16 protein-coding genes are annotated in these 21,435 nt (G+C 44.7%); 1 reads left to right on the plus strand and 15 read right to left on the minus strand.

Going from position 1 to position 21,435, the window contains the following annotated elements:
- Positions 1 to 64 precede the first annotated feature (64 nt).
- Genes CKQ84_RS20160 through CKQ84_RS20205 form a run of 10 tightly spaced genes read right to left on the minus strand, consistent with a single transcriptional unit; the run spans position 65 to position 10,820 of the window.
- Positions 65 to 1,114, minus strand: coding sequence for a chemotaxis response regulator protein-glutamate methylesterase (locus tag CKQ84_RS20160; protein WP_105252528.1), 1,050 nt, complete (start codon positions 1,112 to 1,114; stop codon positions 65 to 67).
- A 3-nt stretch (positions 1,115 to 1,117) separates the two neighbouring features.
- The gene (cheD, locus tag CKQ84_RS20165; RefSeq protein ID WP_105252529.1) at positions 1,118 to 1,738 is read right to left on the minus strand and encodes a chemoreceptor glutamine deamidase CheD; all 621 of its coding nucleotides are present in this window, start codon (positions 1,736 to 1,738) and stop codon (positions 1,118 to 1,120) included.
- Positions 1,725 to 2,570, minus strand: coding sequence for a CheR family methyltransferase (locus CKQ84_RS20170; RefSeq protein ID WP_028759906.1), 846 nt, complete (start codon positions 2,568 to 2,570; stop codon positions 1,725 to 1,727). Before CKQ84_RS20170 ends, cheD begins: the two co-directional genes overlap by 14 nt.
- Positions 2,571 to 4,568, minus strand: coding sequence for a methyl-accepting chemotaxis protein (locus tag CKQ84_RS20175; RefSeq protein ID WP_105252530.1), 1,998 nt, complete (start codon positions 4,566 to 4,568; stop codon positions 2,571 to 2,573). It lies immediately after the preceding gene.
- Positions 4,569 to 4,573: 5 nt separating this feature from the next.
- A complete protein-coding gene (locus tag CKQ84_RS20180) occupies positions 4,574 to 5,086 on the minus strand; it encodes a chemotaxis protein CheW (protein WP_049821692.1) in 513 nt (170 codons plus the stop codon).
- Positions 5,087 to 5,096: 10 nt separating this feature from the next.
- On the minus strand, positions 5,097 to 7,250 hold the full coding sequence (locus CKQ84_RS20185; RefSeq protein WP_105252531.1) for a chemotaxis protein CheA: 2,154 nt from the start codon (positions 7,248 to 7,250) through the stop codon (positions 5,097 to 5,099).
- A 17-nt stretch (positions 7,251 to 7,267) separates the two neighbouring features.
- On the minus strand, positions 7,268 to 7,633 hold the full coding sequence (locus tag CKQ84_RS20190; RefSeq protein ID WP_028759902.1) for a response regulator: 366 nt from the start codon (positions 7,631 to 7,633) through the stop codon (positions 7,268 to 7,270).
- A gap of 3 nt (positions 7,634 to 7,636) precedes the next feature.
- Positions 7,637 to 9,370 carry a SpoIIE family protein phosphatase gene (locus tag CKQ84_RS20195; RefSeq protein ID WP_105252532.1) on the minus strand — a complete coding sequence of 578 codons (1,734 nt, stop codon included), beginning with the start codon at positions 9,368 to 9,370 and terminating at the stop codon, positions 7,637 to 7,639.
- Positions 9,371 to 9,378: 8 nt separating this feature from the next.
- Positions 9,379 to 9,663, minus strand: coding sequence for an STAS domain-containing protein (locus CKQ84_RS20200; RefSeq protein ID WP_028759900.1), 285 nt, complete (start codon positions 9,661 to 9,663; stop codon positions 9,379 to 9,381).
- Positions 9,664 to 9,677: 14 nt separating this feature from the next.
- The gene (locus CKQ84_RS20205; protein ID WP_105252533.1) at positions 9,678 to 10,820 is read right to left on the minus strand and encodes a methyl-accepting chemotaxis protein; all 1,143 of its coding nucleotides are present in this window, start codon (positions 10,818 to 10,820) and stop codon (positions 9,678 to 9,680) included.
- Positions 10,821 to 11,096: 276 nt separating this feature from the next.
- On the opposite strand from CKQ84_RS20205, the gene CKQ84_RS20210 reads away from it, so the two are divergent.
- On the plus strand, positions 11,097 to 13,802 hold the full coding sequence (locus CKQ84_RS20210; protein ID WP_105252534.1) for an acetate--CoA ligase family protein: 2,706 nt from the start codon (positions 11,097 to 11,099) through the stop codon (positions 13,800 to 13,802).
- 132 nt (positions 13,803 to 13,934) lie between these two features.
- On the opposite strand, the gene CKQ84_RS20215 is transcribed toward CKQ84_RS20210, so the two are convergent.
- The 5 genes from CKQ84_RS20215 to CKQ84_RS20235 all read right to left on the minus strand — a co-directional run bounded on the left by CKQ84_RS20215 (position 13,935) and on the right by CKQ84_RS20235 (position 21,099).
- Positions 13,935 to 14,963, minus strand: coding sequence for a GGDEF domain-containing protein (locus CKQ84_RS20215; RefSeq protein ID WP_028759897.1), 1,029 nt, complete (start codon positions 14,961 to 14,963; stop codon positions 13,935 to 13,937).
- Positions 14,964 to 15,151: 188 nt separating this feature from the next.
- Positions 15,152 to 16,777, minus strand: coding sequence for a phosphoethanolamine transferase (locus tag CKQ84_RS20220; RefSeq protein WP_105252535.1), 1,626 nt, complete (start codon positions 16,775 to 16,777; stop codon positions 15,152 to 15,154).
- A 268-nt stretch (positions 16,778 to 17,045) separates the two neighbouring features.
- Positions 17,046 to 19,139 carry a prolyl oligopeptidase family protein gene (locus CKQ84_RS20225; RefSeq protein ID WP_028759895.1) on the minus strand — a complete coding sequence of 698 codons (2,094 nt, stop codon included), beginning with the start codon at positions 19,137 to 19,139 and terminating at the stop codon, positions 17,046 to 17,048.
- A 211-nt stretch (positions 19,140 to 19,350) separates the two neighbouring features.
- A complete protein-coding gene (locus CKQ84_RS20230) occupies positions 19,351 to 19,830 on the minus strand; it encodes a MarR family winged helix-turn-helix transcriptional regulator (RefSeq protein WP_028759894.1) in 480 nt (159 codons plus the stop codon).
- Positions 19,831 to 21,099 (minus strand): cation diffusion facilitator family transporter, encoded by a 1,269-nt coding sequence (locus CKQ84_RS20235; protein WP_105252536.1) that lies wholly within the window; start codon positions 21,097 to 21,099, stop codon positions 19,831 to 19,833.
- Between the last annotated feature and the right edge of the window lie 336 nt (positions 21,100 to 21,435).

The raw sequence follows: 21,435 nt of genomic DNA on the forward strand, positions 1-21,435 counted from the left end.
TAATGCTCTTCCTGCGAGACTCACGCTCTATTCGTTACTTTTTAATCCCACTCAGCGTTAGCGGTCACAGTGAGCTTAAATGGTTAATGAGCTTGCTCGGCATCTGCGATAACTCCACCACATAATCTACTGCACGGCACTTTATTGCTTCTCGTGGCATGCCAAATACCACACAACTTTGTTCATCTTGGGCAAATGTAGTGACGCCTTTTTGGTGTAGCGCCACCATGCCTTCGGCGCCATCTTTGCCCATACCGGTTAAAATCATCGCGCTGATATTGGGCGCGGCACATTGGGCCAAGGCCGTAAACATCACATCGACTGAAGGTCTGTGGCCACTGACCTTTTCATCTTGGGTTAATTTGACTTTATAACTGCCACCCACTTTGATGATCTCAAGGTGATGATCCCCAGGTGCGACATAGGCATAACTGGGTAAGAGTCGTTCCCCATGTTCGGCCTCTTTGACAGTGATCCGTGACTGTCGATTTAAACGTTCAGCAAAAGTGCGGGTAAACCCCGCTGGCATATGTTGGGTGATCACTATCGGCGGCATAGCCGCGGGTAAATGTTGTAATACATAAAGAATGGCTTCAGTACCGCCAGTAGATGCGCCTATCGCGACTAAATGCTGAGTCAGGGTTGTATTGGCCAATACTGGCCGCTTACTTGAAACAGGGCGTACTGGCTCAACAAATTTCTGAGGCTTGATGATTTTGGCTTTCGCGGCAGATTTGATCTTATCTAAAATCAAATCCTGATAATCATGGATACCTTGGGGCGAGTCTAATTTCGGTTTAGGGATAAAATCCACCGCGCCTAAGGCCAAGGCGTTAAATGTCGCATCAGCGCCCTGCTCGGTTAACGATGAAATCATCACTACCGCAGTGGGTCTGGCTTTCATCAAGCGGTCCAAAAATGTTAAACCATCTACTTTGGGCATTTCGATGTCTAAGGTAATCACATCGGGGCGAAATTGGTTCACCAGATCTTTGGCCTCGTAGGCATCGGCAGCAAGCCCAACCAGAGACAGTTCAGAGTCAGCCTCAATCATTTTACCGAGCAAGCTGCGCATTAGCGCAGAATCGTCAACAACTAACACTTTGATCGTCATAACTTAATCACCAAATAGTTCAACGTCGCCGCCCGAAGGTAAATTACGAACCCGTAAACGGTACTCACTTTCCCTGTCAAGAATTGTACTGTTATGCATGGATTTAATTTTGCGGACTTTCACTTTTCCCGAATGGGGGAAAAAATACACTTTGCGCGGATATACATCGAGTAAATCGGCAGCAACGATAGGGATATTTTCAAGATTGAGATATTCAATCACAAACTCAGCATTACGCTCACCAATGTTATGCACAGTAAAGCTGCGTAACATATTGCCGCCCCCAAACACCTTAGCTTCGAGTGAATTGCGCTGTGCGCCAAGCTTGAGCAAGTCGTTGATTAACAACTCCATGGCATACACGCCGTAACGGGCAGAATCGGCGAGCACCCCAGTACAATTGCTATTGTCACTTGGCAATAAAAAGTGATTCATTCCGCCAATTTTGAGCTTAGGATCATACAAGCACACTGAGACGCAGGAGCCTAATACTGTCACTATCATGGTATCTTCACGGGTTGCAAAATACTCGCCGGGTAATATTTTTACCGCATCGCAACCAAAATGATGATCGTGATAGCGATTCGGCTCTGCAATAGCATATTCGATATTAGGTTTTAGCACTCATGAGCCCCTTCACTGGCCGATAGGTTGTTTGACCAACGGCAGTGATGATTTGCGGGAACATATTAAAATTTTCCGAATGTCCCGCAATATAAAGCCCATCCTCGCTAAGGGAGTTCATCATGTGTTTTAATATGACTTCCTGCGTTTCTTTATCGAAATAAATCATTACATTACGGCAAAAAATCACATCGATTGGCGTTTTTAGCGGCCAAAAAGAATCGAGTAAATTGATGCGGGTAAACTTGAGCATCTGCTTTAATTCGGGCACCACGCGCACATTGCCCAACTGTGAACCCCTTCCGCGGTGAAAAAAACGTTTCTTACGGATATCGCTGACTGTATCGATCCTGTCTAAGGGATAAATGCCCATTTCAGCCTTTTTAAGCACGCCGCTGTCGATATCGGAAGCAATGATCTCAATAGGCGTTTTAAAACTGTTGAAATGTTCAGCGACGACAATCGCAATCGAGTAAGGTTCTTCCCCTGTGCTACTGGCCGCACACCAGATCCTGCGGGTATCTGGGTTATCGATTAAATATTGCTTTAACACTTCAAAGTGATGCGGTTCCCGAAAAAATGCCGTTTGATTAGTGGTTAACGCATTGATAAATTCTTGGTGTTCGTTTTCATGGCTTAGCAGATACTCAAAATAAGCCGAAAATCCGGCTAATTTCAATGTTCTGATCCGCCGCACTAAACGGCTATACACCATAGCATCCTTGCTATCGGCGAGTTTGATCCCCGCTAAGCGGTACAGCGTCGTCCTCGCGGTATTAAAGTGCACCGAGGTATAGGCAAACTCTCGTTCCAATGGTTTGTTTTCACTCAATTAAAATTCTTCCCATTCGTCTTGATCTTGCTTCATGGGCTTCATCGCATTGGTTTTAGGTTTCTCTGTCACTCTGGTTCTTGCCATAGGTTGAAGCTGCTGTTTAATGGTTTTCATCGCCTTCGCTTTGGGCGCCGCTAATCTCGCGTTGCTGCGTCTTGGGGCTTCATCTTCGTCGTCCACGCGAAAACTGGCGACACTATCTGAGAGTTGCTGCGCTTGGGATTGCATGCTTTCCGCTGCAGCGGCCGCTTCTTCAACCAATGCCGCATTTTGTTGTGTCATTTCATCCATTTGCACTACGGCTTTGCTGATCTCATCGATACCGATTGCCTGCTCATTAGAGGCTGAGGCAATTTCCGCCATGATGTCGTTCACCCGTTTAATGGCGATGACAATTTCCTTCATGGTATCGCCAGACTTACCGACAAGGCTGTTGCCACTCTCGATTTTAGACACAGAATCAGAGATCAGTGCCTTGATATCTTTAGCGGCATTGGCCGAACGTTGGGCTAAGCTACGCACTTCTGACGCGACCACCGCAAAGCCGCGGCCTTGTTCGCCCGCCCGCGCCGCTTCAACCGCAGCATTGAGCGCTAAGATATTGGTCTGGAAAGCAATGCCATCGATAACACCAATAATGTCGGCAATCTTACGCGCCGATTCATTAATCGATGCCATGGTCTGGACAACTTGCTGGATAAGCTCACCGCCATCCACTGCGACTTCAGCCGCTTTAGAGGCTAAGGCATTGGCTTGACTGGCATTATCCGCATTGAGTTTCACTGTACCTGTGAGTTCCTCCATGCTGGCCGAGGTTTGCTCTAGGCTCGAAGCTTGCTCTTCGGTGCGGCTGGATAAATCAGCGTTGCCTTGAGCTATTTCTGCCGAAGCGGTATTGATGGTATCCGCGGCTCGTTGAATATCTTGGATCATGAAGGATAACTTTTCAGCAGTTTGATTTGAGTAATTTTTCAAATCATCAAAGGTGCCTTCATAGTCGTTATAAATGCGAGTGGTCAAATCGCCATCCGCTAGCGCCATCAGTACCCGCGCCACATCTTGCAATCCACGTTCCGAGGTTTCAATTAACGAATTTAAATTGTTCGCCAGCATTAAAAAGAAACCTTGCTTGCCATCTGTTTCCGCCCTTTGGGAGAAATCACCCGCCGCTGCGGCTGTGACTATGCGGGAAATTTCCTGCTCGGTTTGGACTTCAATGGTGCGGTCGAGCCATTCAACCACAGTCCCTAAGCGCTCACCTTCTTTAGACACAATGGGGCTGGCCGTTAAGCGAAAATGGCAACTCGCGACCTTAATAAGCGATTCATATTTACGGTCTAATTTATCGAGTAAACTTGCTTGGTGGGCAGGATTGCGGTGGAAGATATCCATCGAGCTGCCGAGGATTTTATCCACGGAAAAATGCGGTAAGGCTTGTCGTATCTCACTTTCAGAATGGCGCAACATAGTTTCGACCGAACGATTCATATAAATGATCGTACGGTTAGCATCGGCTATCATGACGTTGGTACTGGTATTATTGAGCGCTTCGAGGATGCGCTGGGTTGCTCGCTCGGCTTCGATACTTTCGGTGCGATCTATCCACTCAACACCTGTACCTAAATGTTTATTTTCAGCGGTGATAATCGGCGTCAGAATCAACCTAAAAGTACGTTTGCCTATGGTGATTTGCGCGGTATGGGATTGGGTTAGACGTTCTAATAAATTGCGCTGATGTGCGGGATTTTTATGGAAAATGTCGATATTACTGCCAATCAGTTTAGCAACCGAGAACTGAGGTAACTCTTTACGAATATCGTCCTCTGCCTCTTGCAGCAAACGGACAACGGCTTTATTCGCATAAATAATATTGCGCTGACTGTCAGCGATCATAAAGCTGTTGCCACTGTTATCAAGTAGCTGAAAATAGCGCTGACGCTCTTCATCCCTTTGCTCACGCGCCTCATCATTGCCAAAAAATTTGAAGATACTCATTATTGTTACTCCTGATCAGTCAGACTATTTGCATCAATTAGACCCAGCTCATCACTGCTGATCAGAGCCTGAATATTTACTAAAATGATCATCTTATCCTCGACCGTGGCTAAGCCTTTGAGGTAGCGGCTATCGAATGCTACCCCAAATTCTGGGGCGGGTAAGATTTCCTCCGCCGATAGCTTAATCACATCGGAGACGGCATCGACCACTATGCCAACAATACGTTCAAACACATTGAGCATAATAACGATAGTGAACTCGTTATAAGTGGCGGTTCCAACAGCAAATTTCATCCGTAAATCCACTATGGGTACTATGTCACCGCGCAAATTAATCACGCCTTTTATAAAACTGGGGGCGTTGGCGATTTTAGTGACCGACTCATAACCGCGAATTTCTTTGACGGACATAATATCGAGGGCATAGTGCTCTTCGCCTAACATAAAGCTTAAAAACTCCACCTCATCATGGGCGTTGTATTCCACTTTGGCGGTCATAGTTGATCGACTCTCCATGGCTATTTCCTTAATTTTTAATGTGCAGAGCGAGCGATTCGACATCGAGGATCAACGCGACGCTGCCATCGCCCATGATGGTGGCGCCGGAAACACCGGGGATCCTGCGATAATGTTTTTCAAGACTTTTAATCACCACTTGCTGCTGGCCAACTAAGGCATCAACGCACAGGCCAAAGCGCTTGTGGTTGCTTTCGAGCAATACGACTATGCCCTCTTCTGGGCAGCGGGCATTGGGCTCAATTTCCATCAGCTGATAAAGATTGAGCAGAGGTAAGTACTCTTCACGTACTTTTAAGAGTCTTTCTTTAGCGAGAAATTTAAGTTGTTCCGTTTGCGGCTGAATAGATTCTATGATGTGCACTAAGGGCAGAATGTAGATCTGATTTCCCACAGAAACCGTCATACCATCGACAATGGCGAGCGTGAGTGGCAACTGGATTTCAAAGGTTGAGCCTTGGCCCTCAGTGGACTCAATATCAATGCGTCCGCCTAAGGCTTCGATATTACGGCGCACCACATCCATACCAACACCACGGCCAGACACATCTGTGACTTCCTCCGCAGTTGAAAATCCTGCGGCAAAAATCAATTGCCAGACTTGCTTGTCACTACTGTTATCAGCCACTTGCAAACCATTTTCCCGCGCCTTTTGAATAATGCGTTCACGATTTAAGCCTGCGCCGTTATCGTGCACAGCGATAACGATATTGCCGCCCCTTTGACTGGCTTTAAGGGATAACACGCCCACTTCGGATTTACCCGCTGCGAGCCGTTTTTCAGGTTTTTCGATACCGTGATCTAAACTATTGCGCACTAAGTGAGTCAGCGGATCGACGAGCTTTTCAATCATTCCCTTGTCAATTTCTGTGTTGCCACCTTCAATCACGAGATTGACGTTTTTACCCAGTTGCTCAGAAAGGTCCCTCACTAAACGGTTGAAACGGTTAAACACAAAAGATACTGGCAGCATACGCACCGACATCACTGCCTCTTGCATTTCACGGGTATTACGTTCCAATTCATTGAGTGCGGTCTTGAGTCGCTCACCTAAATCGCCCGTCATCTCGTTACCAATGAGAGTCAACATAGACTGAGTGATCACCAGCTCGCCCGCGAGATTAACCAAAGTATCTATCTTAGAGGTTTCGACCCTTAAGGTGGCATCCTGAGCCGGCGTGGCTGATTTTTTAGTCGCTGTTTTCACCTCTGTGGTATTGGGCTTTGGGGCAACGGATGAGTTTGATGTTGCGTTTGAACTCAGTATTGCAGGCGAGCTTGCTTTCACAGAAGGACTCGTGGGCACGGTTGAATCAGGTACGGTGGGCTCAGTCGCTTTGGCTTTAAATAAGGTGTTTTTGGATTGGCTACTTCCAGTTTCCTTGGCTTGATGTGCTCGAGTGGTCGCTGGCTTATAAACCTTCTGCACTAGCGGTTTTGAACTTAATAACTCGATTTCATTAGCGAAGGATTCTGGCGTTAATGCTTCAAAAAAACCAAAGCCTAACTCATCATCGTCAATTGTCACATCACACAGCTCAGCAATACACTCTTTATTATTTGCCACACTGTCAGCGCTGATGTCTTCCGCTTGATAAGCCTCATCAAAAAATCCAAAGTCTTCACCTTCGATGGCAATATCACGTGCCATTTCATCTTCAAAAAATCCAAAACCCAGATCTTCTGCCTCCACTGGTGCGGTCAGTGTTGCATTTATGATGGGAGTGCTAGCGGCGTCTGTACCATTACGTATCGCAACTGATGAACTAAAAGGCTCACCATTTAACGCTGCGACCAACTGACTTTTACTGTATTCAACCTCCTGCCAATCAATCTGCTCTTCTTCGCGGTACAAGCTCAAGATATGGGATAACGTGTCCACAGTACTCAGCAGTAAATCGATAATAGATGACGTTAATTGGAAGTTACCCTTACGCGTTTTATCCAGCAGATTTTCCATCACATGGGTGACACTGGTTAATGCGGTAAAACCAAAAATACCACTGCCGCCTTTTATAGAATGTGCAGCACGGAAAATGGTGTTCAGTTCTTCAGGATCGGGAGAAGCAAGGTCCAATGCCAATAGCAATTGTTCCATATTTTCAAGATGTTCATGACTTTCTTCAAAAAAGACCTGATGGAACTCGGCCATATTGATGGACATAGCGCACCCCGTTGCAGTTAACCCAGCACTTTAGCCGTAATAGCCAACAACTTTTGAGGATCAAAGGGTTTTACCATCCATCCCGTCGCACCCGCGGCTTTCCCTTGGGCTTTCATATCATCGCCCGCTTCCGTGGTGAGCATAATGATCGGTGTACGCATAAATGCTGACATAGCACGTAAGGATTTAATTAAGGTCAGCCCATCCATTCGAGGCATGTTTTGGTCAGTCAGAATGAAGTCAAATCTCTGCCCATTACAGATATCGAGGGCTTCTCGACCATCTTTGGCCAGTACCACTTGATAATTAGCCGATTTAAGGGTCGCTTCGACCATTTGTCGAATCGCTGCGGAATCATCAACAATTAATATTCTTTTACTCATGCGCTATTCCATTATGACTTTAGTTATATTCCCTGGCGGTACTAATTCGTATGTCTTAGATAATGTTTTCACCAGCGATAGACCGCGCCCAGACAACTGAGGAATGTCCGCCATCAAATTTTCATCACCCTCAAAGCCTTTGCCACTGTCAGCCACGCTAATATGTAATTCATCCTGCGATGAACGCCAGATGATGCTCACTTTTACCCAATCATTTGCCGTGAGCCTATCTGCAAAACTGTCCCTAATACTATGGTACAGTTCGAAGCCTTCTGGATCATTTTTTAGTCGAGAATCTAATTTTAGTACACCATGATCAATAGCGTTGCTAAATAACTCTGCGACAACAGTAAAAACCCGTTGACAGAAATTGGTCGCAAATCCCAATATACTGAGAAACTGATTCAATGAACTTAAATAATCAGCGCTGAGTAACATAGGCCCTGCAATACTGACATCCCAGCAGAACTCACCATCCATAATGGCTTTAATACGACTAACATCACGATCTTGATGCCAAGTGTTTAATCGTTCAAAATCTAAGGTACAAATAGTGATGTCATCGGCAATATTTTCAGCAGAACAGTACTCATGAATATTGTTCTCTAAATATTTGACTAGACCACCTGACAAATGAATAAAAAGATCTTTTAATTTATCAATGCCAAATGGATTGCCGTCATGGGTATATTGCTCTATTAAACCATCACTAAAAAGGCAAGCATGCCCATGGGATGGTAAATCAACCGTAACAATATCCGCTATAAAAGTATGCGGAGGTAAAATACCAAGGGCCATATTTGTCGATTTAAATTTATCGATGGATTGATTACTGACTGAATGAGAATGGTCAGTTTCTTTAATATTGTGGTTTGTTAAACAGTCAATCCCCCCCGTTTGAATATACACGGGGGGCATACCACCATTCCAAATGTGTAATTTATTACGATTAAAATCGGCTTCTAAAATAATACAGGCAACAAATCTGTCTTCAGGGTTTTCTCGGTGGAGCTTAGCATTCAGTTCATAAATAAACGTAACTAAAGAAAATCCCTTTGAAACCATGGCCCTAAATGTACTGGCAACCCGCATGATGGGCATGGCTGCACTCAGGCCATGACCCGTTGAATCGGCGAGAATTAAGAAGAAATTGCCATTAGGTGCGATGCCATTGAGGATAATATCACCGCTAAAATTGGCACTGGCTTGGCAGTAAGTATGTACAAAATCAAAGTCAGTATTATCAATATTGACTAAGTGCTCAAATAAATGCCGGGCCATGTGTTCTTCTCTGGCCTTTTCATAAAGCATTTTTTCAAGTTCAATTCTTTGATGCTCTACTTTATGCTGAAGTTGCACCCGGGTAAGTAAACATTCAACCTTGTACCAAAATATTTCAACATTTATCGGTTTAACAACAAAATCCAAAACCCCCATTCTAAAACAGGCTAACACGGATTGATTTTCTTTTGTCTCGCTCATGACTATAACAGGTGTTTCTTTTTTATCCTTATTCAACTTATCCAGTAACGCCAGTGCGGTACCATCCTTTAACCAATAGTTAATCAGAATTAAATCAACCGTATTTTGCGTTATTTCAAATAAACCTTCTTCTAGATCACTACAAACAATAACGTTGTAACCTTTGCTATGAATAAAGTCACTGATCCTTTGACTCGCAATAGCGTCATCATCGATAACTAAAATAAAATGTTCCGGCTGAGTAAGCGATACCATAATGAGTGTTACTCTATGATGTAGATTTTCTGCATATTGGCAATACTAAGGATTTCATTCGCCTGACCATGTGCACCTTTTACAGACGTAGAAATATGTAACTCCTGCGCCTTACGATGCAGCAGTACCATCATGCCTAAAGCAGAACTATCGAGGTAAAGCACTCGACTAAAATCTAAAATAATATGGTTAACCTCTGGAAGCGTTAAAATATCTTGATAATCACTGGTGAATTTCTTGTGGTAATAAAAGTCAAATCGCTCTGGCAATGAAATAACTTTAATATTTGACATTGTGTTATCCCTAATTAAAAGAGTTCAATTTCACCACAGGTAATTTGATCCCTTGAAACGGGATTATGAGTCTCCTGACGTCGGCGACTCATTTGTATTATGATGTCATCCCCCTTAATGCCAAACTCCTGTTGTGACATAGTGGTGACGCGATTGAGCGATTCTTTTAAATGGTTTAGGGACTGATTTGTGTAAATCAGGCTTTGGGAAGTAATATCACTGAACTGCAATCCCCGAATAGTATCCGAGATGGCATGTTCTAGTTCATGTGCTGATGAATCGATACGTTCAATCACTTGAGAATCCTTCTCTGCTTTAACGATAATCTGCCTTAGTGCAGTATCTATATCCTTTTTTGCATCAATAATATAAGTCATATCTTGAGCGGCGACTTTACTCACGTGTACGGTTAATTGTTCAATCTGAATTTGAATTGATTTAAGCTGTTTTTGTATGCTTTCACTAAAACCTGCGCTACGAGTGGATAAAGCGCGCACTTCATCTGCCACAACGGCAAAGCCTCTACCCGCATCACCCGCCCGCGCCGCTTCAATTGCCGCATTTAAAGCCAGCAGATTAGTCTGGGACGAGATTTGATCTATGTCTTGCAAGGCTTTCATCGCTTGAGGCATAGACTCGTAGATGAGATTCACTTTTTCCAACAACTCCATCGTTGATGCCGACATTTCTATGGTGGATTGAATAAAGCGCTCTAACGTCATTGAGGTATTGTTGGCAAATTGCTTCATTTGATCTGAATGGAATAACTCAGCATCATCAGTACTCTTAACGAGATCTGAAATAAATCCTGTCTGCTCCGTCATTAACCGCCCTAAACCATCGAATGACTCACCGAGCAAATTGACTGCGTCACCTTGCACCGCTAGCACACTGTCAATGTTAGCCTCGCAGCCGTTAAGTGTCGTGATTGACTCTTGATACAGATTGATATGGGCTTGCCAATCCGCGGCAAGTTGGTTGTTGAAGGACTTATCATCATGCTGTTGAACTGACTGCATTTGCTGGTGCTGATAAAATTGCCACAGCAACATAATCAATACAGAAATAACCGGACCAATAGCCCACAATGTCATCAAACTCAGCGCATATCCAACGCCTGCCGCGAGCACCGCAACGACCCCATCCTTGTATGTCATATGGTCTTCACAATAATTGTACAGTGATTAAAAAGTAGTTTCATATTGGGTGATTTTCAAACACGAAAGTGAAATTATTCACATTGTTACGTGTCGCAATGCGGAAAATGCAGTTATCGCGATAGAAATTCCCATCATTGAGCGCTAATTCTCAGTAAATTGCCGTAAATTCATGATTTGCTAATAAACTTGTCTTAATGGAACCCGAAACTTAACTGTGCAGTCCTCATACCCTAGGTTACACTGGAAGCGTCATGGATTGGGATGGGATCGCTTATGAGTCAACGTACATTAAACTCCTTATTTAAACCGACTTCCGTTGCTATTATCGGCGCTTCGAATACCGAAAAACGCGCGGGTAATGTGCTGATGAAAAACCTACTATCGAGTGGTTTTTCGGGGCCTATCATGCCAGTCACCCCTAAGTATCGGGCAGTGATGGGTGTGCTCGCCTATCCCAATATTGAAGCCTTACCCATCAAACCCGATTTAGCGGTTATTTGTACCCGCGCTTGCCGTGTGCCCGCCATCGTTGAAACCCTTGCGCAATTTGGCTGTAAGGTGGCCATTATTATGGCAGCGGGAATGGCACAGGAATTTAACGAAGATGGCGTGAGCCTGCTCGACCTTGCCATGCAAAATGCTAAGCGTTATGGGATGCGCATTCTGGGGCCAAATAGCTTAGGAATGCTATTACCTCCGTTGGGATTAAACGCCAGCTTAGCCCACGCCAGCGCACTACCGGGCAAAATAGCCTTTGTGTCTCAATCTGCCGCCATTTGTACAACGGTACTCGATTGGGCCAATAACAAAGGTATTGGCTTTTCCTCCTTTATCTCCCTCGGTGATGCCACCGACATTAACTTTGACGAACTGCTCGATTACCTCGGCCGCGATAGCCGCACCAGCGCCATCATGCTTTATATCGACTCGGTGAATGAGAAGCGCCATTTCCTCTCGGCCGCTCGAGCCGCTTCACGCAATAAACCAATTCTAGTGATTAAATCGGGCCGTAGCGCCGAAGGTGCCCGCGCCGCAAAATTGCATACGGGCGGTGTTGGCGGTAACGATGCAGTGTATGAAGCGGCGTTTCGCCGTGCAGGTATGTTGCGGGTTAACGATTTAATTGAACTGTTTGCCGCGGTTGAAAGTTTAGCGCATTCCAATCCGCTGCAAGGTGAGCGCTTAGGGATTATCAGTAATGGTGGCGGTCCTGCCGTATTAGCGGTAGATGAACTCATTATGCGCGGCGGTAAACTGGCGGAGTTATCAGAAGACACCATAGCCAAATTAGAAGCCGTGTTACCTAATACTTGGTCAAGGCAAAACCCCATCGATATCATTGGTGATGCGAACGCATCACGATATGCTAAAGCTTTGACTATCTTGATGGATTCCAATGAACTTGACGCTATTTTGGTCTTGCACTCCCCTTCAGCACTCGGTGAAAGTGTTGAGATAGCTGATGCTTTGGTGAGTGTGATCCACGCGCATCCCAAAAAGAATCGCCTCAATATTTTGACGAACTGGAGCGGTGAAGACTCGGCTTATCAGGCACGAAAACGCTTCACTAAGGGCGGTATATCCACCTACCGTACACCCGAAGGTGCTGTGGGTGCCTTTATGCACATGGTTGAATACCGTCGTAACCAAAAACTGCTGCAAGAAGTTCCGCAATCGATCCCCGATAATATTCCGACAGATAGCCTCACGGCGCGCAAATTACTGCAAGCGGCTCAAGCTAAAGGAAAATCGGTACTGGAAACCCATGAGGCCAGCCCTATTTTGCGTGCTTATGGGCTTAACACCATAGACACTTGGTTTGTGAAAGATGCCGATGAAGCGGTGGCCATTGCGAATGAAGCGGGCTATCCCTTAGCGTTAAAAGTGCAATCCCCTAACATCTTGCATAAGTCCGATGTGCACGGAGTAATGCTCAATTTAACCTCGGCTGAAGATATCCGCCACGCCGCGAATGCGATTACCCAGAGGGTGCATCAGGCCAATCCCGAAGCGATCATTGAAGGCATGATAGTGCAGAAAATGGCGTTGACCGCTGGCGCACAGGAAATCCGCGTGGCCGTGATAAGCGATCCCGTCTTTGGTCCGGCGATTTGCCTTGGCGAAGGTGGCTCAGAATGGGACCCCACCAATGATGCTGCCGTTGCCCTGCCACCCCTGAATATGGCACTGGCGCGTTATATGGTGATCCAAGCGTTAAAGACCCATAAGTTAAAAGACAGACATTTACCACTGGGCCTAGACATGAATGCCCTGTGCGTGATGTTAACGCAAATATCCCATATTATTATCGATTGCCCTGAAATCGCCTCGTTAGATTTAAACCCAGTACTGGCCGCGGGTGAAAATATCACTCTGCTCGATGTGAATATCCGTTTGCATGATGCCAATGCCGACAGTTCATCGCGGATGGCCATCATGCCCTATCCGAAGGAATTAGAAGAATTCGCCGAGCTTAAAAATGGCCTTAAGGTAATGCTAAGGCCGATTTTGCCCGAAGATGAACCTAAACATTTGGCTTTTGATAATTCGTTATCCGATGAAGACAGATACAAACGCTATTTTGGGGTGCGCTCGAAAATGACCCATGAAGAAATGGCGGTATTAACTCAAATCGATTACGCCCGTGAGATGGCTTTTATCGCCACGGCTAAGGGGCCTGATGGTGATGACATCACCTTAGGTGCCGTGCGTGCGTCCATCGACCCTGATAATACCGAGGCCGAGTTTGCCATGGCGGTGCGTGGCGATCATCAAGGTATAGGGTTAGGTAAGTTGTTACTCGAAAAATTGATCAAGTATTATCAGGCCAACGACACGCCCGTGCTCACCGGCTTTACCATGTTTGAGAATCGCAATATGGCCAGTCTTGCCAAGAGTCTCGGTTTTAAAGTGACCTTCGATATGGAGGAACATTTGATCAAAATGCACATGGATTTAAAACCGCCCAGTGATCAATAGCACCTACCCAGACAAACAAAAACGCCGCAAATCATTGCGGTGTTTTGTTATCCTAAGTAAATGATTATTTAACGAAATAGCGACCGAGCTAATACTTAACACCTTGAAACATCGACACTCGTACCCACATTCTCAGCCTCTAACACAGTTACGGCCTTCAGACTTAGCTTGGTACAGTGCTTTATCGGCGCGACTAAACAGCGTTTCAGCATCATCCCCCTGTTGCAATGAGGCCATCCCAATCGAGACAGTAATCGCGCCAAGAGAAAGTTTTTTGTCTTTCCCTACCGTTAAGCGCCGCTCAGAAATACGTTCACGCAGATTTTCAGCCACTTGCAATGCGTCGTGAAAATGGGTGTTAGGTAGCACCACCACAAATTCTTCGCCGCCATAACGCGCAACAAAGTCATCCCCACGCACACATTGCTTTAAGGCTAATGCGACATAGGCCAATACTTTATCACCCGTTAAATGACCATAGGTGTCGTTAAAGGCTTTAAAATTATCGATATCAATCAGTAAGAGACTACAGCGGGTCTGGTGATCTTGAGAACGGTAGATTTGATCCTGAATACTCAATTCATAGGCGCGGCGATTATGCAGAGACGTTAATTGGTCTGTCATAGCCGCGAGGCTAAGATTTTCCATTTCAGATTTAAGATTTTGCACTTCTTGACCCATGGTACACAGACTTTGCTCCATCTCACGGTTGTTGATAAGTAGCATCTGCATCTCATCGACCACACCATCAACCAGCTCGTTTAAGGTATTGATATCGGGATTAGTTTGTAATCGCAAACCAAACTCGGCTAATGAGCCAGAAAATGCCGCGGTTCCTTGACTCAACTGGCTGATTTTATTCAACAGGCTATTGATCAAGATTTGTGTTTCAATCTGAACATTTTCAATTACTTCTGGTGACTGTTCTTGGATAAAGGTTTTATAAAGACTGGTATTAACTTCCTTGGTAAAAGAGACAGAATTCGCCAAAAAACCATCAATCGCGCGATTTAAATCGAGATTTGTACCTGCAAAATATTCATACCAAACAGTGTAATTTTCAGGAGTAACAGGAATATCGAGGGCAGACATTTGCGGCACGGCCAAACGCAAAATTTGCGCGGCAGAATCAAGTTCTTTATTTTCTGCAGTAGAAGACATAAATCGCGAACCATAAATTTGTTATGTTTTTGTATATATTAAGTTAACTCAACTGATTCGATTTGGATATGGGAGAAATCAATTATTATGACAGGGAGCAAAAGAAAAGAGGATGTTGCCATCCTCTTCCTCATCACGGTACCGAACCAACTAGAACGAGCTAAACCTCGCGACAATTAAGTCCACAATTAACCACGGCAGCGAGCAAAGATATCTAATTCAGGCTGATATACCTCAGTTTTGATATTCATTAGTCCCAATAGACTATCGAATAAATTGTCATGAGAGAAACCACCTTTCGCCGCATGCTCAGCCAAACAATCCATATCCAATTGATTATCTTTGCTAAAATCTTTTGACACCCAAGCAAGCATAGGAATGCTCGTCTGCTCAATCGGTGCGATACTGTAAGGCGCGCCATGTAAATACATGCCTTTTTCGCCTAAAGACTCGCCATGATCGCTCAGATACAACATGGCTGGATCAAATTTATCTTGTTGGTTTTCTAACTTTTTAACCACTTCGCTAATAATATAGTCAGTGTACAAAATACTATTGTCATAGGTATTCATCAGCTCATCTTCACTGCAGTTTTGTATATCACTGCGCTGACAATCCGGTGTGAACTTACGGTGTTCTGCTGGATAACGTAAGAAATAAGTCGGGCCATGACTACCAATAACATGCAATACAATCACAGTATCTTTGCGTTCTGCGTTGGCTAAGGCTTCATCTAATTTGTTCAGTAACACTTGGTCGAAACAATATTGGCCAGTGCACAACTTAGGATCACTGTTCAAATCAATGGTTATGTTTTCAACTTGGTCACACACCCCTTTACAGCCAGAATCATTGTCAAACCACTGCACTTTAATACCGCCATGATCCAACACATCAACGGCGGTGTCTTGAGCATAGGCACGGTGTGAATCGTAATCTTCCCGTCCCATGCGAGAAAACATGCAAGGCAAAGATACCGCCGTTGCCGTGCCACATGAATGGGTATCTTTAAAGACTATTAATCCTTGGTCTTGGGTATGGGCGTTGGTTGGCTTGTCGTAGCCATAATACTGATAACTCATTGAACGCGCGGTTTCCCCCACGACTAGGACTAATAAATTCGGTTTACCATTTGAGTTGGCACTGACATTTTTTGCATCGAGGCCAAGTTGCTGATATTCCATTGGCGTTTGCAAATACTGCACATTGATGTACTTAGACACAGCACCGATAAAATACGTCGGCACGATGTAACGTTTTAGCTCGTCGTTGTTACGGCCAAAGGCCGCGTAATCTTGAAAATAGAAGAAAGCAATAATGCCCAGTCCTGCCAACATCGCCAGCATAAAAAGCACTTTATGCAGAAGTTCTTTTAGGAAAGGCTTGTACTGAATATCCGCTTTATAGATAAGGTACGCGGGTAAAATCCCAGTCAGTAACATATTCATTATCGAAGCAAAATTCACATACATGAACGCTTCGGCATGATTGGTTTGAAAAGTGTTTTCTATCATGCCGTAATCGAAGACGACATTGTATTGGTAGGCTGCGAAGAACACACTCGATGATAACAAGGTGAGTAAGATGAAAAACGGTTTAACGAGATACTTCACCGTAAATAAGGAAAATACAAAACTGAGTGCAAAGGTTAAAAACAACGGCACAGTAGCGATGAAGATAGGATCGACATCAGGTTGTTTTTCAATGCCTTTCTTAATGATGCCAAACAATGGGATATTGAAAATACAGACGTAAAATAACGCTGTGATAAAAGTGAATCGATTCACCGATAGAGTCTTAAATCTTGCTAACACTGATAGCTCTCACTCAAATTAGTTGTTTGTCGAGAATAACTTAGTATTCTTAAGGTAGTCTTAGCCTTTGACAGTGAAATTTTTTCGCAATAGTAGCAAGCTCTCGGCAATGGCTCAAATTATCTGTGGGTATTGTTAACATTAAATAATAAACTTAAAAAAACGGCCGAACCTCAATAAGTTCGACCGTTTTCTGCTCCCCAACCTATTAGGGTCTTGCTCGGTTTTACCAGTGAAGAGTTAACAATTCATGCTAACCCAGCGGTAATTATCTTAATTGCTGTAATAAGTAGGCAAACGCCATTGAATTAAGTTCCGCGGCTTGATTATTATCTGCAGCGCCGGCGTGGCCACCTTCAATATTTTCGTAGTACAAGACATCAATTCCCATGTCTTTCATCTTAGCAACCATCTTACGGGCGTGACCTGGGTGAACCCTATCATCACGGGTCGATGTGGTGAAAAAGACCTTTGGATAATGCACGTCTTTATGCAGATTATGGTACGGAGAATAAGTTTTAATGTAAGCCCATTCCTCAGGAATATCCGGATTACCGTATTCGCCCATCCAGCTGGCACCGGCGAGTAACTTATTGAATCTAAACATGTCAAGCAGAGGCACTTGACACACGACAGCGTTGTACAGATCAGGCCTGCGGGTAAACGCCGCCCCCATTAACAGGCCACCGTTACTGCCACCTTGGATGCCTAAATGTTTGCTTGACGTGATTTTACGGGCAATCAAATCTTCCGCTATTGCCTCGAAATCCTCATAGGCTTTATGTCGATTTTGCTTTAACGCCGCTTGATGCCAAGCTGGGCCATATTCGCCACCGCCACGAATGTTAGATAACACATATACGCCGCCCTGCTCTAACCAGTTCTTACCAATGGTGGCCGAATAGGATGGACGCAGTGAGACTTCAAACCCACCATAGCCATAAAGTAGCGTAGGATTAGTGCCATCTAACTTAAGATCCTTAGCCATCACCACAAAGTACGGTACTTTAGTGCCATCTTTAGACGTCGCAAAGTATTGCTCAGTTTTAAACTTATCCGCAGCAAACTGTTGCGGCATACCTTTAATTTTCTTCGGATTTAAGGTTTTTGCATTAACCGTATAGAGGCTTGAAGGCTCAAGAAAACTGGTGTAATTCACGAAAAAATCATCACTGTCTTGCTCAACGTCCATTACTGTCAGGGCGCCATTCGCTTCGAATGGGACTTGGGTGCTTTGCCAAGCGCCCTTTTCGTCTTGCTCATACCGCACTAATTTGCTTTTCACGTTATCGAGCCAATTCACGAAAATCGCACTCTTACTAAAACTAAGCTGCGCTATCGATGCGGTCTGAGTCGGGCTCACAAATAAACTGAATTTGGCTTTTTGGGCGATAAGATCCGCCACATCGGCATACACGACCGCGCCTTGCTTAAAGTTACCGTCTTTATTGGTTAAATCGCTCTTTAACTCAATAAATAACTTACCTTTAAAATAACCTTTAATCTCAGCATCTTGAGGTAATGGCAACCCTATGAGTTTACCATCTTGATAGACATATTGGCTGGCGGTATAAAAAGTATGTGCCTCGGTGACTAAACTCAGCGGCGTTTTATCATCGAATAAAACCCAGCCTGATACTGCGACTGAGGTTTTGTCGCCAGTGAAAATCGGTTTCGCTTGCTCGAGTGCTGTACCCCGTTGCCAGAGTTTCACTTCCCGTGGATAACCTGAGTCAGTCATGCTTTGACCATCACCAAAATCAGTACCGACAAAGGCGTGGTCTTTATCTATCCAGCTCAGGCTCGATTTGGCTTCTTTTAAAAAGAATGGCTTATCTTTGGTGGCAACAAAGGATTTAGTATTTAAATTAAATTCTCGCACTTCCACCGCATCGGCACCGCCGCGGGAAAGTGAGACAAAACAGCGCTCATTTTCGGGATACTGACAGCTAATATCCTTAAATACCCAATTGACGGATTCAGCTTTACCTAGGGCATCGATATCAAGCACGGTTTCCCATTTGGGATCGGGTTTAGCATATTCTTCCATAGTAGTACGGCGGTAAATACCGCGCACATGGGTGTCATCCTTCCAAAAGTTGTATAACTTGTCGCCAATGTGGGTCGCGTAGGGAATGCGTTCTTTATCGTTCAGGATGGCGAGACTGTTCGCCACTAAGGTATCAAAACCTTTAAACGCTTTAATTTCAGCGGCAGATGCAGCATTTTGGGTTTTCACCCATTCCATCGGCTTTGCGCCTTCAACATCTTCTAACCAAATGTATTTATCTTCTTCTGCGTGAAGTTGACCGCTCATACCGAGCACTCCTGCAATGCACAAAGGCAGTAATTTATTATTCATTCTATTCCTTTTAAACAAAGTCCATCTTGAGATCTGCCCTTACATTACCTTAATTAATATCCAGTTCAACTATTAATCCAACAAGAATGTAACAAAAGGTAAGATACTGTAATAGCTGATGATTAATCTAGAATGAATCGCGTTTTTAAAGATGTCATGCTATAAAAAAGCGTCCACGAGGGACGCTTTTTAGTGGATGAAATAGGGTAAATTAAAACTCGTTATTCATGCGAGACAACAAATTGAGCAGCACGATACGTTCTTCACTGCTCATTTTAGCGGTGAGATCTGTGGTGAGTTGTAGATGTAATGCATCATGTTCAAGGAACAAAGTTTGGCCCTTTTCGGTTAACTCCACCAGAATCGAACGACGATCGGTTTCATGGGGACGACGTACAACCCACTCAGCTTCTACCATTTTGTCGATTTGGACCGTTAGTGTGCCTGTTGTGACACCAATTTTATCCGCCAGTTCTTTCATCCTCATAGCGCCGTGCACGCCGAGTAACTCAATGGTGTGCACCTGCGATAGGCTAAAACCTTTGTCACGCACAATGGCGTGTTCCCAAGACGACAGCTTTTCGTAAAATTCAATAATCACATGATTTAATGCATGATCTGTTGAATGAGCGGCCGTTGAATGAGCAGTCGTTGAATTCAGGTTTGATGAATGATGATGTTCAACAGTCATTTAGGCTTCCTTAGCCATACACTCGCGCTGACGGCAAGTATGGAGTTCAATAGTGATATGGGCCAATTCAGGAAATTGTGACAGTAACTGGTTAAAATAACTGACATCTTTCGGTGAATGGGACACGATAGACACCATAATAGCATGGTGATCGGCACTCACTCGCCAAAGATGTAAATCGGCCACTTGATGATCCGGTACGGCCTCAAGGGTTTCCACGACCTTACGCTGCAATGACGCTTTAACACCACCGTCAAGTAAGATAGGACTCGTTTGCTGAATGAGTCCCCATGACCAACGGCTAATAATCACAGCACCCACTATACCCATAACCGGATCGAGCCAAGTCAGTCCCATGTATTTACCAAACAACAAGGCCGCAATGGCGAGCACTGACGTTAACGCATCGGCTAATACGTGAAAATAGGCGGCGCGTAGGTTGTGATCATGACCACCGTGTGCCTTCTGACGCTCATGCTCATGCTCATGCTCATGCTCATGCTCATGCTCATGCTCAGCAGCATGGTGCTCCTGTTTATGATGGCAATGGCTATGATCTTGATGACTTTCATCGTGTGCATGTGAGTCATCATGTGAATGTGGACCCGCACCATGTGAATGAGCCGTATGGACGTGATCGTCATGGGAGGAGTGTGCTTCGCAGCTGTGATGAGCATGCTCGTCTTCATGATCATCTTGATGTCCATGATCGTGACTATGACCATGACTATGACCATGAGTGTGCCCATGGTCGTGGGTATGGTGATCTTTGAGTAAAAATACACTCAGCACATTCACGCTCAAACCTATGACAGCCACAAATATGGCTTCGTTAAAATGGATTTGCTCAGGGTTAATCAGTCGCATTCCCGATTCAATCAACATCACCAGTGCCACAAGTCCTAGCGCTATTGCGCTGGTATAACCGCCAAGCACACTCACTTTGCCAGTACCGAAAGCAAATGCAGGATCGTTAGCGTGTTTACGGGCATACGAATAGGCGAATAACGTGATCATAAAGGCCGCGGCATGGGTTCCCATGTGCCAACCGTCGGCGAGCAGTGCCATAGAACCGTAGATGGTTCCGGCAGCAATTTCAGCCACCATAGTGATCACGGTTAAATACAGTACATAGCGAGTGTTCTTCTCGCCATCGCGGTTCTGACTCGAAAACTCATGGGCGTGCTGCCACTGGGCGAGTGAGTGCCCTTGGCGGCTTCCCGTAGTAGCTTGATGCCCTGTCGCTTGCTCGGCTGTCATTGATTTCATTGTATGGCCCCTGTTCCATTTCTATCGCTATTAATGGTGAAAAACTCGTCGCTTGAATTATAGTTTGAAAATCAAAATATATGAAGATCAAATTAACTATTTATCAAGATATACTGTTTTCAAACTTTTAAACGTGTATTTGAATCCCCATAATGCATCCGCCCTCCTGCCATCAGTCGAGACACTGATATGTGAATTAAGATAGGCAGCTAGACTAGGCAAAGGATATCAGGCAAGGTTTAATGGATTAGCGCTTGATTTATGAGTAAAAACAGCTCACATAGCTGAGTTAGATTGGCTTTATTACAGCCTTATGCAGTTATAGACAGACACAGC

It is taken from the genome of Shewanella sp. WE21 (assembly GCF_002966515.1).
GTDB classification, from domain to species: domain Bacteria; phylum Pseudomonadota; class Gammaproteobacteria; order Enterobacterales; family Shewanellaceae; genus Shewanella; species Shewanella oncorhynchi.